The 14,124-nt window shown below is 33.6% G+C and carries 15 protein-coding genes; 7 read left to right on the top strand and 8 right to left on the bottom strand.

The window, feature by feature from the left end:
- Positions 1–87: 87 nt before the first annotated feature.
- From accC to Q0910_RS22260, 5 genes are all read left to right on the top strand, one after another.
- Positions 88–1,440: an acetyl-CoA carboxylase biotin carboxylase subunit gene (gene accC, locus Q0910_RS22240; protein WP_299221643.1), complete on the top strand. Its 1,353-nt coding sequence runs from the start codon at positions 88–90 to the stop codon at positions 1,438–1,440.
- A 47-nt stretch (positions 1,441–1,487) separates the two neighbouring features.
- Positions 1,488–2,600 (top strand): FAD-dependent oxidoreductase, encoded by a 1,113-nt coding sequence (locus Q0910_RS22245; RefSeq protein ID WP_299221646.1) that lies wholly within the window; start codon positions 1,488–1,490, stop codon positions 2,598–2,600.
- A gap of 22 nt (positions 2,601–2,622) precedes the next feature.
- Entirely contained in the window at positions 2,623–3,297 is a 675-nt protein-coding gene (gene mtgA, locus Q0910_RS22250; protein WP_299221649.1) for a monofunctional biosynthetic peptidoglycan transglycosylase, read from the top strand.
- A 58-nt stretch (positions 3,298–3,355) separates the two neighbouring features.
- On the top strand, positions 3,356–3,808 hold the full coding sequence (locus Q0910_RS22255; protein WP_299221652.1) for a 3-oxoacyl-ACP synthase: 453 nt from the start codon (positions 3,356–3,358) through the stop codon (positions 3,806–3,808).
- 135 nt (positions 3,809–3,943) lie between these two features.
- The gene (locus Q0910_RS22260) at positions 3,944–4,876 is read left to right on the top strand and encodes an alpha/beta hydrolase (protein ID WP_299221654.1); all 933 of its coding nucleotides are present in this window, start codon (positions 3,944–3,946) and stop codon (positions 4,874–4,876) included.
- 4 nt (positions 4,877–4,880) lie between these two features.
- Here the strand turns inward: Q0910_RS22260 and Q0910_RS22265 are convergent, their stop codons facing one another.
- Positions 4,881–5,186, bottom strand: coding sequence for a hypothetical protein (locus Q0910_RS22265; RefSeq protein WP_299221657.1), 306 nt, complete (start codon positions 5,184–5,186; stop codon positions 4,881–4,883).
- 110 nt (positions 5,187–5,296) lie between these two features.
- Entirely contained in the window at positions 5,297–6,982 is a 1,686-nt protein-coding gene (gene recJ, locus Q0910_RS22270; protein WP_299221660.1) for a single-stranded-DNA-specific exonuclease RecJ, read from the bottom strand.
- Positions 6,983–7,170: 188 nt separating this feature from the next.
- On the opposite strand from recJ, the gene Q0910_RS22275 reads away from it, so the two are divergent.
- Together Q0910_RS22275 and Q0910_RS22280 are read left to right on the top strand one after the other, a co-directional pair.
- Positions 7,171–8,883 carry a hypothetical protein gene (locus tag Q0910_RS22275; protein ID WP_299221663.1) on the top strand — a complete coding sequence of 571 codons (1,713 nt, stop codon included), beginning with the start codon at positions 7,171–7,173 and terminating at the stop codon, positions 8,881–8,883.
- A gap of 76 nt (positions 8,884–8,959) precedes the next feature.
- On the top strand, positions 8,960–9,550 hold the full coding sequence (locus tag Q0910_RS22280; protein ID WP_299221666.1) for a carboxymuconolactone decarboxylase family protein: 591 nt from the start codon (positions 8,960–8,962) through the stop codon (positions 9,548–9,550).
- Positions 9,551–9,662: 112 nt separating this feature from the next.
- Here the strand turns inward: Q0910_RS22280 and Q0910_RS22285 are convergent, their stop codons facing one another.
- The 6 genes from Q0910_RS22285 to Q0910_RS22310 form a co-directional block, all read right to left on the bottom strand.
- Complete coding sequence (locus Q0910_RS22285) at positions 9,663–10,316, bottom strand: response regulator transcription factor (protein ID WP_299221669.1); 654 nt, start codon at positions 10,314–10,316, stop codon at positions 9,663–9,665.
- 30 nt (positions 10,317–10,346) lie between these two features.
- The gene (locus Q0910_RS22290) at positions 10,347–11,129 is read right to left on the bottom strand and encodes an ATP-binding protein (protein WP_299221672.1); all 783 of its coding nucleotides are present in this window, start codon (positions 11,127–11,129) and stop codon (positions 10,347–10,349) included.
- Entirely contained in the window at positions 11,105–11,755 is a 651-nt protein-coding gene (locus Q0910_RS22295) for a hypothetical protein (RefSeq protein WP_299221675.1), read from the bottom strand. Before Q0910_RS22295 ends, Q0910_RS22290 begins: the two co-directional genes overlap by 25 nt.
- 43 nt (positions 11,756–11,798) lie before the next feature.
- Positions 11,799–12,593 carry a hypothetical protein gene (locus tag Q0910_RS22300; protein ID WP_299221678.1) on the bottom strand — a complete coding sequence of 265 codons (795 nt, stop codon included), beginning with the start codon at positions 12,591–12,593 and terminating at the stop codon, positions 11,799–11,801.
- Between the two features lie 143 nt (positions 12,594–12,736).
- Positions 12,737–13,435 (bottom strand): M50 family metallopeptidase, encoded by a 699-nt coding sequence (locus Q0910_RS22305; RefSeq protein WP_299221736.1) that lies wholly within the window; start codon positions 13,433–13,435, stop codon positions 12,737–12,739.
- 340 nt (positions 13,436–13,775) lie between these two features.
- Positions 13,776–14,123: a HopJ type III effector protein gene (locus Q0910_RS22310; RefSeq protein WP_299221681.1), complete on the bottom strand. Its 348-nt coding sequence runs from the start codon at positions 14,121–14,123 to the stop codon at positions 13,776–13,778.
- Between the last annotated feature and the right edge of the window lies 1 nt (position 14,124).

Genomic DNA, 14,124 nt, shown 5'->3' on the forward strand with positions numbered 1-14,124 from the left:
TTTTAAAATTCCAATTGACAAATCCCAAAATCCAATAATACGTGGAATTTGGAACATGGAATTTGAGATTTTTAAATTTAGAACGTTATGTTTAAAAAAATTCTAATTGCCAATAGAGGTGAGATTGCAATGCGTGTAATCAGAACCTGTAAAGAAATGGGTATAAAATCTGTAGCAGTATATTCTACCGCTGATGCAGAAAGCTTACATGTTCGTTTTGCTGATGAAGCTGTTTGTATTGGACCAGCGCCTAGTAGCGAATCATACCTTAAAATGTCTAATATTATAGCTGCTGCAGAAATCACAAATGCAGATGCTATCCACCCAGGATATGGATTCCTATCAGAAAACGCCAAATTCTCTAAAATTTGTGAAGAGCACGAAATAAAGTTTATTGGTGCTAGCGCTGAGATGATTGACAGAATGGGAGACAAAGCATCCGCTAAATCAACTATGATTGAAGCTGGAGTACCCTGTGTTCCAGGAAGTGAAGGTATAATTCCTGACTTCGAAACGTGTATAAAAGTAGCTAAAGAAACTGGTTACCCGGTAATGCTTAAAGCTAGTGCTGGTGGTGGTGGTAAAGGTATGCGTGCTGTTTGGAAAGAAGAAGACCTGCAAAATGCTTGGGAATCTGCAAGACAAGAAAGTAAAGCGGCCTTTGGTAATGATGATATGTACATGGAGAAACTGATCGAAGAACCTCGTCATATCGAAATCCAAGTTGTAGGTGACAGTAACGGTAGAGCATGCCACTTATCAGAAAGAGATTGCTCTGTACAACGAAGACATCAAAAACTTACAGAAGAAACTCCTTCTCCGTTCATGACTGATGAATTAAGAGAAGAAATGGGAAAAGCAGCAGTAAAAGCAGCAGAATATATCAAATATGAAGGAGCTGGAACTGTAGAATTCTTAGTAGATAAACATCGTAATTTCTACTTTATGGAGATGAATACTCGTATTCAGGTAGAGCATCCCATAACTGAGCAAGTAGTAGATTATGATTTAATCAGAGAACAAATATTAGTAGCAGCTGGAGTGCCAATTTCTGGTAAAAATTATTATCCGCAGTTACACTCTATAGAATGTAGAATAAACGCAGAAGATCCTTACAAGGATTTCCGCCCTTCTCCTGGCAAAATAACGAATCTACACCTTCCTGGAGGTCACGGAGTTCGTATTGATACACACGTATACAGTGGATATACTATTCCTCCTAATTATGACTCTATGATTGCTAAATTAATTACTACCGCGCAGACTCGTGAGGAGGCAATTAATAAAATGAAAAGAGCTCTTGATGAATTTGTAGTAGAAGGAATAAAAACTACCGTTCCATTCCATAGACAATTGATGGATCATCCGGATTATGTTTCTGGAAACTATACCACCAAGTTTATGGAGGATTTTGAGATGGAAGAACCAAAAGACGACTAATCAACATTTAAGCCTCAGCAATGAGGCTTTTTTTATGAATTTGAAATATGCCTTTCAGCTATTGGGAACATAAAATCTGGTTATCTAATATTGATTTTACGATCATAGGTAGCGGGATCGTAGGACTTAATAGTGCGATTCGCTTAAGAGAAAAATTTCCAAAAGCTAAAATTCTAGTGCTGGAAAGAGGCATCCTACCAAATGGCGCCAGTACAAAAAATGCAGGTTTCGCTTGTTTTGGGAGTTTATCAGAAATTCTTGATGATCTCCATACACATTCTGAGAAAGAGGTGTTGCAGCTTGTACAAAAAAGATATAAAGGACTTCAGCTACTACGCAAAAATCTAGGAGACTCCGTTATTGATTATATCCCTAATGGCGGCTATGAACTTTTTACAAAAAGCGATTACAATTTATATGAAACCTGCCTTTCTAAAATCGAAGATATCAACTCATTCCTAAAGCCTGTTTTTAAGGATGATGTATTCTTACCAAAAGATAATGTTTTCAATTTTAAAAACATTCAACCTCAATATATTGTAAACCAATTCGAAGGACAAATTGATACTGGTAAGATGATGGATGCTTTATTACGCAAAGCCCAGATTTGTGATATCAGAATACTTAATAATTGCAGAGTACAAGCTGTTACTGATACTAATGATTCCGTAGAAATAAAAACGGATCATTTTACGTTATCATCAAATAAAGTATTAATCGCTACCAATGGTTTTGCCTCTCAATTAGGTCTTAAAGAGGTCAAACCAGCGAGAGCACAGGTTTTGATTACCAAACCTATTCAGAATTTACATATCAAAGGAACTTTTCATCTGGATAGAGGATATTATTACTTCAGGAATATTGATAATAGAATCCTCTTTGGCGGAGGAAGGAATCTGGATTTTAAAACAGAAGAAACCACAGAATTAGCACAAACCACATTAATACAACGAAAATTAGAGGAGATATTACAAACAGTAATTTTACCTGATAAAAATTTCGAAATTGAACATCGCTGGAGTGGAATTATGGGTGTTGGAAATCAAAAAAAATCTATAGTTAACCAAATTTCTAACAATGTCTTCTGCGGAGTACGACTTGGAGGAATGGGTGTCGCAATTGGTAGTCTTGTTGGCACGGAATTAGCCGATCTTTTATAGACAGTTACTTTATTAGTTAGCTATGAAAAAAATCTTTCGTTTTATATATAGAGGCTTTCTAGCTTTCTTTATCCTTAGCATACTATGGGTACTTGCATATAAATGGATTGATGTTCCGGGAACTCCATTAATGAGTATTCGACATTTTCAATCCGAAAATAAGACTTCAATAAAGCATCAATGGGTTCCATTAAAAAATATTTCTAAAAACCTACAACTAGCCGTTATCTGTAGCGAAGATCAACGATTTATAGAGCATAATGGCTTTGACACCAAAGCAATCCAAAAAGCAATTTCTGAGCATAAAGCAGGCAAACGATTACGAGGGGCCAGCACCATCTCACAACAAACGGCAAAAAATGTGTTTTTGTGGCCACAACGCAGTTGGATACGTAAAGGACTAGAAAGTTACTTCACTTTCCTAATAGAAACATTATGGAACAAAGAGCGTATCTTAGAAATATACCTGAACAGTATAGAAATGGGAGATGAAATATTCGGCGCTGAGGCTGCCGCCAAATTCTGGTTTAACAAATCTTCAAAAGATTTAAACGCTAATGAAGCTGCTGCAATAGCTGCTATTCTTCCTAATCCTAGAAAATATTTAGCCGATCCACCATCTAATTATGTTCAGAAAAGAAAGGAATGGATTCTTCAGCAAATGCATAATTATGGTACATTTTCTTTGCCTGAATAAAAATACTATTTGTTCAATCATCTAGGTTATTATATCTTGAAATCTTAAATAAATTTTCTTGAAAAACATAAAAGAACAACTATTTGATCATTGTAAGCAATTTGTACAGGATCGTCTTGATCGAATTCAGGATAGGATTACAAACATTCAGGAGTCATTGACCTCTGAAACAAAAAGTACAGCTGGTGATAAACATGAGACCGGAAGAGCCATGCTCCAGTTAGAAAGAGAAAAAGCAGGTGCACAATTAGCCCAAGTTCAGAAGTTACAGGAAGTTTTAGTTAAAATCGACAAACACTCATCTTCTAAGACTATGCGATTAGGAAGCATCGCAGAAACCTCTAAAGGAAATTATTATTTAAGTATTTCGGTAGGGAAAATCACTATTGAGAATAACACCTATTTTGCCATAGCTACCAATACTCCTATTGGGAAATTGTTGTTAGGAAAAACAATTGGAGATCATTTTAGCTTCAATGGGAACGAAGTAACAATAGAAAATATACTTTAAAAGAAGTTTAAAAAACAGGATCATATTCCTGAAATTAACCTATCCCTGAAAAGGAATTAGTATAAATTTGTTAAATGTGATAGTATAAAAAAATGATTTTAAGTAAATTGCTTGCTCACAAATCATAGGGGCAAAATGAAGAAAATTTCTTTACTACTTTTAGTCGTAGTATTCGTTTTTGGGTGCAAACCATATCAAAATACCAAAATCCGAAAAGGTCAGATGACCTATGAAGAATTTAGAGCAGAGCAACGTTCTTTTCCAACTGACGATGGTATCATAAAATATATTGACAAAGGAAATGGTCCTGTGATTGTATTACTTCATGGAGTTCCTACTTCTGGTTGGTTATATCGTAAAATGATCGATCCATTAGTTGAAGGAGGATACCGTGTTATTGTTCCTGATATGTTAGGGTATGGCTCTAGTGACTCTCCTGAAGGATATAAAATCTACAGTGAAAAAGAACACGCAAAAAGACTTATTGCCCTTATGGATGGATTGGGTATTGATTATTGGTCTCATGTCATGCATGATGTAGGTGGCGTATGGACCTGGGAACTTTTTAATCAAGCTCCTAAAAGAATCGAAGAATTAATCGTATTAAATACGCTATTATACGAAGAAGGATTTTATCCTCCGATACGATTTAGTCCTGGCCCAGCTGCCAAAGCCGCTATGTGGTCATACCGCAATGGAGTAACAACCAACACGTTACTAAAAACACTTTTTAAAGAAGGACTAAAAGAAAATACATTAAATGAAATTGATGTAGAGGGCTATAAAGCCCCTTTGTTAGAAGGAAAAACAGACGGAATGTACTATTTCTTCACTAGAACGTGTAATTATTTTCCCGACTACTCATTGGTCTTTGAAAGTATTGATATTCCTGTGGCAGTAATTTGGGGGATTCACGACACCATGCTACAGTGGACTCCACAGCAAACTAAAGTAGCCAATGCGCTTAAGATAGATGAGGCAGATATCCATTTTATTGACGAAAAGCATTTCATTCAGGAAACAAAAGCGGAAGAAATCTCTTATAAAATTCTAGATTTTCTTAGATAGCATTTTAGTTAAGACCTGAATTCGTTACCCAATGTTGTAATTCTACTCTAAAAATAGTACCATTAATTAGTTCTTGTACCTGTTCGAGTTCGTCTTTACTTATGGCTAAGTCAATTTTTTCAGAAGGCGTTCTAAGCAATAAAGATCTGCAACTCTGATGATCGATACATTGATCACAGCACTGTGATTGCTCTGTAATTCTACAGGCATCCGAAAAATCTTTTAACTCATTTAGGGTAAGTAAAAATCCTATATCTCTAAATACCAATTGAACTTTGGGTGTAGTACAAGCTGCTGTTGTTTCTTCCAAAAAAAAGATATACCAACTTTATTACTATATATTTTATCAATAGCACTCATTCTGAATCATATTTGATTCAAAAGTATTAATTATTTGTAATTAATCTAAATAAAAATAAATTAAATTATATCTTTAAGCTTTAATTGTAGAGATACAGTCCCATTCCATTCATTTTCATCAATTGTATAAGCAACCTTAAAACTTTGTGCTCCCGTTATCAAATCGCGCTTTGATCCAAGATTGAAACCAATGGCACCAAAAGCTAATCCGTTTTTCTGTACTTTACATTTCAGATGTTTCTCATCAGCTCCGACACATTTTGCATATCCAGTATCCTTTACATTTTCAGTCATAAAAACCGGTGTCATATTTCCTGGACCAAATGGACCAAACTGTTTTAAAATCCTAAAGAATTTTGGTGTGATCTGATCCAACTCAATAATTCCATCTATTAGAATTTCCGGAGTTAATAATTTTTTATCAATAGTAGATGATACGACCTGCTCAAATTTTCGTTTGAACGCTTCATACTGTTCTTCTATAAGTGTCAATCCAGCGGCGTATTTATGACCTCCAAACTGTTCTATATATTCTGAGCAGGCATCCAAAGCATTGTATACATCAAATCCTTTAACAGATCTTGCAGAAGCTGCGAGTTTCTCTCCGCTTTTAGTAAAAACCAACGTTGGACGATAATAGGTTTCCGTAAGTCTGGATGCTACGATTCCAATTACGCCTTTATGCCAGTTTTCATTATACACTACGGTAGTACATCTATCTTCTTCTGAGTTTTGGATTATTTGTGTCAAAGCTTCTTCAGTGATACTCTTATCTGCATCTTTTCGATCACTATTATACGTTTCTATTTCTGAAGCATACTGCAATGCAATTTCAGGATTTTCTTCCTTAAGGAGATTCACAGCGTGCAATCCGTGTTTCATTCTTCCTGCCGCATTAATTCTGGGAGCCAATATAAATACTACATCTGTAATTGTTAAAGTATCTTTTTTAACTTGAGAAAGCATTGCCTTAAAACCTGTTCTAGGACTTTGATTAATAACTTGTAAACCAAAATATGCCAGTACCCTATTTTCTCCCGTGATCGGAACAATATCTGCTCCGATAGCAGTAGCTACCAAGTCTAAATACACTAACAAATCATCAATAGTTTGGTCTTTTTTAATAGCAAGAGCTTGTATCAATTTAAAACCTACTCCGCAACCACATAGTTCTTTATAAGGGTATTCACAATCTTCTCTTTTAGGGTCCAGCACTGCAGCTGCATCTGGGATTGTATCTCCTGGTCGGTGATGATCGCAGATTATGAAATCAATTCCCTTGGATTTTGCATACGCCACTTTTTCTATAGCTTTGATGCCACAATCCAATGCAATAATCAATGAAATATCATTATCAGAGGCATAGTCAATCCCTTGATAAGAAACGCCATATCCTTCTGCATAGCGATCTGGAATATAGGTAGTAACCTGCGACGATATGGTTTCTAAATATGAAGACATTAACGCCACAGAAGTAGTCCCATCTACATCATAATCTCCATATACCATGATGTTCTCATCATTAGATATGGCTTTATCAATTCTGGAAACAGCCTTATCCATATCTTTCATTAAAAAAGGATCATGCAGATGTTCTAATGAAGGTCTAAAAAACTTTTTGGCTTGATCATAAGTTTCAATTCCTCTTTGCACCAATAAAGAAGCAATTATAGCATCTACATTTAGAGCTTCTGCTAAGTTGTTGATGATTGCAGTGTCTAGTTTTGGTTTTAGGGTCCATCTCATTGGTATTCTCGTTCCGAAATTATTTAAAAAATCCAAAGTACAAAAAGTAAGGATGAGTTTAGATTATTTACAAAAGTTCTATAGAATTAATATATACTTTTCACTACAATCAGGGTATTTAATGAATACGAATTTCTATATTTTTGGAAAAAGATGATCAATCCTATTCTCTAAAAGGGTTAAGTAAAATGAAAAAAAACGTTATTATATTATTTTTAATAATAGGCCTAGCAATTATGAATGCACAAGAAAATAATTTTTTTCCAAATCCGCATATACCTCCTAAAATCTACACTTCTTTAGAAGAAGCACTTGCTCATAAAGAAGATGTACAATTTTTACAGATTAGTACCCAAGGTGCAAGCTTATTACCAGAATCTATTGGCGAATTAAAAAATCTTAGAAACTTAAGAATTTCTTCAGACCATCTGGGGTTTCAAAAAGGTAGGTTAAAGAAATTACCTGAGTCACTGTCAAAACTTAGAAAACTGGAAATGCTTAGTGTTATAAATCAAGAGCTTGAGGAAATTCCTAAATTTTTAGGTATTCTTAGTGAACTAAAGGCTCTTGTAATTGTTGGAAATAACATACGAAACATTCCAGAATCCATAGGGTCTTTAAAAAAATTATATTCAATTGATCTATCAAACAACCAATTGACATCTATTCCTAAATCTATAGAAACACTTTATGATTTACACGAATTAAACGTATCTAAAAATCAATTGGAATTATTACCAGATGAAATAGGGGCGCTGAGTACCTTAACCAATCTTAATGTATCTAAAAACAAATTAACTAAACTGCCTAAGGCAATAAGCAAATTAAAACGTCTACAATTGTTTGATGTTTCTGACAATAAACTTTTGGGTATTCCTGAATCCTTTTCGGACCTGTCTGCACTTGAAGAAATGATTATTTACAATAATCCCTTGTCTAATGACAAAAAAGAAGAAGCTAAAAAAATAATATCTACCTGCTTTATATCATTTATTCCAGAACAAACTGTTACATATCATTCAATTGATAACGCACTTGAAAATAAAAATAATGTTTATAGGTTGGTGTTAGATAATAATGCGGTAATGAAAGAATCGATTGGTGAATTACACAATTTGCAGCAACTTCTAATCTTTCGTAAAAAAAGTAATTCTTTACCGACTTCTTTAAAAAATCTAAAACAGTTGCAATGGCTAAAAATTTCTAATGGCCAATTACAAGAAATTCCAACAATTATTTATCATCTTAAACAACTAACTCGACTTGATTTATCAAACAACAAAATTACCCAAATATCAAAACAGATTAGTTCACTTAATCAACTAAAAATATTAAACTTAAGTAAAAACAACCTAGAAACCTTACCGATATCTATTGGACATCTTTATAGTCTAGAAGAACTTAATATAGAGTGGAATCAACTAACCTCAATACCTGAATCTATTGGCAGTTTAAAGCAATTAAAGTGCTTATATCTTTTAAATAGTAACATTTCGGAACTTCCTTCTTCTTTTGGGAATCTTAAAAGTTTGGAGGTTCTAAGCCTATCTCAAAACAGATTAAATAAATTACCAGACAGTTTTTATCAATTATCAAATATCATTCATTTAGATGTTAGTAATAATGGATTAACAAGTTTTCGTGTCTCAAAAAAATTTAATCAACTAAAAACACTTCATCTAGGAGGCAATCAACTAAAAGAACTACCAGAAAATATGGATTCTCTGGAATCTTTAGAAAAATTAGATATTAATTATAATCAACTTCAAACATTGCCTTCCTCATTATACAAATTAGAGCATCTTACGCATATAGTGTTGGATAGGAATTTATTTTCTGAAACAGAACAAGAGAACATCAAATCTTGTATACAAATTCCCCAGTCAGAAATTAGTTTTTAATCCCGCTAAAAGCAAAAACATATTTTGTATTTTGCTATGCTAAAATTTAAAATTAACTCAAAAAAAATACATACACATGCCATTAGTAACACCTCTATCCGCTGATCACGATTTAGAAACTAAAGAATTGGCCGAATTCTTTAATGAAACCTTGGGATTCTGTCCTAATTCTGTCCTAACTATGCAGAGAAGACCTGCCATTTCTAAAGCTTTTATCAATCTAAATAAAGCAGTTATGGCCAATGAAGGTCGTGTAACCTCAGCTCTAAAACGAATGATTGCCTGGGTGAGCAGTAATGCTACAGGTTGCAGATATTGTCAGGCTCATGCAATTCGCGCTGCAGAAAGATATGGCGCAGAACAAGAGCAATTAGATAATATCTGGGAATACAAAACACATTCTGCGTTTAACGATGCAGAACGTGCAGCACTTGATTTTTCTTTGGCTGCATCCTTGGTTCCTAATAACGTAGATGAAGCTATCAAAACAGAGCTTTATAAATATTGGGATGAAGGTGAGATCGTAGAAATGCTTGGTGTAATTTCATTATTTGGATACTTAAACCGTTGGAACGATTCTATGGGAACTACCGTAGAACAAGGAGCTATCGAATCTGGAGAGCAATATCTTGGCAAACACGGCTGGGAAAAAGGAAAACACGTTTAGGACCTTTTAGATCGTTGGATTTTTAGAATGTTAGATTAATTCAGACGATTAGAATATTTTATCAGACCTGTCAGTTCGCCGAGGCGAACTGACAGGTCTTTTTATAGGGTCGTCACACAGAAATAATCTTTTCTCTTACTGCTTTAATTATCAATCCTGCGGTATTTTTTACCTCTAACTTCATCATTAAATTTTTGCGATGGCCTTCTATGGTCCGGACGCTCAGAAATAATTTTTCTGCAATTTCTGCAGTGGTATATTCTTTAGTAACTAATTCCAACACTTCCATCTCTCTTGAGGAGAGATGATAGTCTTTTCCAATTAAAGGAGGCTTAGCTGATTTATTCTTTAATCCCTTTAATAATGCTTGAGAAACAAAAGGATTGAAATAAAAACCTTTTTCGCGTACAGATCGTATAGCATCCTCTAACTCTTGCCGGTTCGTATCTTTTAATAAATATCCATTTGCACCAACTTCCATAAGATACGATATCATTCGTTCTTCTTTATGCATAGTCAGTATAATAACTTTCATATCTGGATACAACTCTTTTATTTTTACTGTTGCATCCATTCCATTCATTTCTTCCATTTCAAGATCTAATAGTATCACATCAGGAACTGTATTATTTAATTTGGCTAACAAATCTTTTCCGCTAACTGCTTCTAGAACAAGTTCTATATTGTTCATTTTATCCAATAACGATTTGATACCTTCCCGAAATAAATTATGATCGTCTATTAATCCTAGTGTAATAGTTTCCATGGTTGTTGTCTTTTAGGTTGTTAAGAGTGCTCATTCTGGTATTTTTAATTGAACTTTCATTCCTGATTTTTCTTCCAAAAAACTAATGGTTCCTGATAATACAGATAACCTACTTTCAATGTTTTTTAGCCCTAGTCCTTTTCTGTATTGAAGTTGTTTTTGATCTAGTCCTTTTCCATTATCCTCATACACAATAATTAATGCCTGATTTTGATTCTTCATCTCGATTTTTATATCCGAGGCTTCTGCATGCTTAAGCGTATTGGTAATTAGCTCCTGGATAATTCTATAAATATTCAACTCTTTTGTTTTGGCTATAGACAATGTCGTATTATTTACAAAAGAAATTTTGATTTTTCCCGAATCCTTTATTGTTTGTACCAAGCTATCAATGGCTTCCATGAACCCTAACTTCTCTAATACAACTGGTCTTAAATCCTGAGAAATACTACGTACACTCTGGATCATATCGTCAAAAAAACCTCCTATTTTATCAGCTATATCTGTTAGCTCTTCTGACGATAATTCTGGTTCAATCTGGCCAATATAGAGTTTAGTAGTCGTGAGCATAGCACCTACATCATCGTGTAACTCTTTAGCTATTCTCGTGCGTTCCTCCTCTTGACTCTGGATAGAAGTTTTTAGCAATTCTTTCTGATAATCTGATTCTATCTTTTGATGTTTTTTTTGCTGAGCAAGTAATCTCCGCTGGTACACAATAAAAAACAGAATCACCGATAGTGATAGCAAAAAAATTACTACCATACCGATGATAATAATCTTTAGTGTTATGGCTTCTTCGGATTCACCCATAAAGCAATGGTATAAAAAATAGTCAATACAATGTTTACAATAGCATGAAGTCCCCAAACCAAATAACTTGCTTCAGTAGACCCTTTGAACATATTATTATTAATAAAAAACAGTATTAAGTTACTCGAAAAATATATCAAAAACCCAGAATTGATCCAAAACATTGGATTAGTTTCTAAAGCGCTATATTTTACTTCCTTTAATAAAGCATAAAAATAGCTTAAACTAAAAAAAATAACCAGTAATCCTATAAGGGTTGTCACATTAGAATTAAAGGTATACAAATCCTGAAAAAATAAGGTATTAGCCAAAGAAAATATTCCAAAACCAATCCCCAGAATAATAAAGAAATTTTTAGAGAATAGTCCAGATAATACTTTTCTGTATATATTAATGATCAGCAAAAATTCAATCACTGCGTAAAAATGATATAATGGTAAGTTATTCATTTTTTTATACCAAAGTATCCAAGAGATTATTTCCACTAAACCCGTAGTTAAAACTAGAACTAATAATTTTTTTTGAGATGAATCCAAAAATCTGAATCTAAAAATAGACACTAGGATGGGAACTAGCAAAATAACCGAAGCAACTAGTGTTAAATTTTCAAATAAAATTTTACTCATCAAGCTTGTTTTTTAAACCAAATTAAGATTTCATCTAGTTTTATTACTTAGGACATGTCGGAGGACAAGGTCTAAGATATTCCATAAAAATCTCACCACTATCTTCTTTAGGGATTTCGATTACAGAATGTCTGGACATGATCTCAGTCATAATAGTTTCTTGAGGTACTATACCAATGGTAGGAGTAAAAGAGATTAGATTTTTATTCTGAAATTTGTTCATATCTACTCCTGGATATAAAGTAAAATCTTTAATATTACCAAGTATTTTATCATTAATAAAAGTAAGTAGATCTCCACTTATCTCATAAAAATCGACTCTAAGTCTTCCTCTTGTGTCTGAATCCACTGCAACAAAAAGATCATCAATTAAATTAACATCAAAGATATCCCAGTTTTGTGTAATCATCTCTTTAAAAATGCCAGGTACGATCTGACCGCCACTGTTTACCGTTTGCTCTGTCGTTCCGGGAACTAATTCATCTCTTCCTTTTGGAATAAGAGGGAATGTTATTTCGAGACCATCTTTTAACAGTAAATATATGATAGGGATAAAGGTAAACTCATCTTTACTCTCTCCATCAAGACTCATATAAATCCTAAAAACTTCAATTCCGAAAGGCTTTACCGCATTAAGTATATCAACTCCCAATTGACCAGCAATAAAGGAATCTACACGTTTAAATTGTCCTTTTGTATGATTCAGTTTATGAAAATGTCGGGCTAGTAATAGTACCTCTTCTTCCATCCAGTTATTTGTATATTCTTCGAATAATTCTGGTGAAATAATACCTTCATATTCAAGTATTTCTTTCGATTGTGTGAGTACGTTTTCCATTGTGGTTTTAATTAAGTGATTAAAAAATATCTTAAAACTAAACAAAAAATGACTCAACAAAGAATATACAGAGTATTATTGGGTAATTACACTATTAAAACAGGGGTTTTCCACATAAAACAATTACACCTGTTCTTGGTCTTTTATCTCTTAAAATAATATCGAAAACTCTTCCAAACCAAATAGATGCTTATTATAATTATAAGAATGGCCCATATCCAATAGGTTCCGATCGTGTTCTGAGCAATAGCCTGCGTATCAGAAATCTGAATAACACCATCTCTTTCAAACTGTTTTGTAAACAAATAGTCTAACTGAAGATAGGTACTTAACACAGATTGTAAGCCTAAAAACAGAATCACAACTACTTCTAACTTTCTACTTTTGAATAGCGTAATAACGAATAAAAACACAGCAAAACTACTCATTACCGCAACTCCCCAAAAAGACCTGATCCATAGTAATAAAGAAAGTATCATAACACCTATCAATATTCTAAGAGCGATCATAGAACTTCTATGTGATTTTGCTGATATAATTAATAAAGCTCCCACGACAGCTGGTCCTAATAATCCACCAGCGGCTACCAATGCATTACCCATAAAAGCTGGTAAATAACTTCCTCCTAAATGATAAAAGGCAACACCTCCACCATTTTCATAAATTTCTAAATACTCAAAACTCCCACCTGCTAATAAGGCCGTTAGTCCGTGACCCATTTCATGAAACCACGTTCCTAATAATCGAAAAGGATATTGAAACCATCCAAAATAGGGTAACTGCCATAGTACAATAACTACTAAGGCAACAACAACTATGGTATAATCAAAACGTTTAGAGATACTTGTATTTTTTAAATTCGTTTATAGTATGTAAAGCAAACCAAATATGTGACTTTATATTTCATAAAATCATCCATTATGAATGTTTCGATCCATAAGTGTCTTTTTATTATTCTGGCTTGTTTTATAACTATTGGTATTCACAGCCAGGAAAAAGTTACAGAACAATCTGCTTTTTCAAATAAGAAATCTTTTAAAGATATCATTGTAACAAGTTCGTCACAAGATTCAAAAACGCCAATTTACAAACCATATCTTTCTTTAATCCTCACCTGTAACGGCAGTAAACTTAAAAACAATCGATGAAATCAGAAAAGGTTTAGATACAGGCAACAATAAATTATAGAAGCCTATTAGTCAACGCCTGACCTTCAAAAGATATCCCGCTCCATCCTGTTTTCATAAAATTACGGATGTTTTGGTGATCCGTTCCTTCAGGATTTTCCAGAACATCTTTATAATACTGCCCAAAACAATGTAATGTTTCTTCTTTCTCTAGGTTTTGCAATTTTGCAAAAGAAAATAGCTTACAAGAACCAGAATTTTCTCCAGCTTGATTGGTTATATTTCCATTAACAAAAGATACAGGTTCAAAACTGTAATGAGCATCTATGATATCCATTGTGTTCTGAAATGTAATTTCTGCTGTAGTGTTTCTAAGTTTTTTGATAAATTCGGATATGTTCATA

Source organism: uncultured Aquimarina sp., from assembly GCF_947495315.1.
Classification (GTDB): domain Bacteria; phylum Bacteroidota; class Bacteroidia; order Flavobacteriales; family Flavobacteriaceae; genus Aquimarina.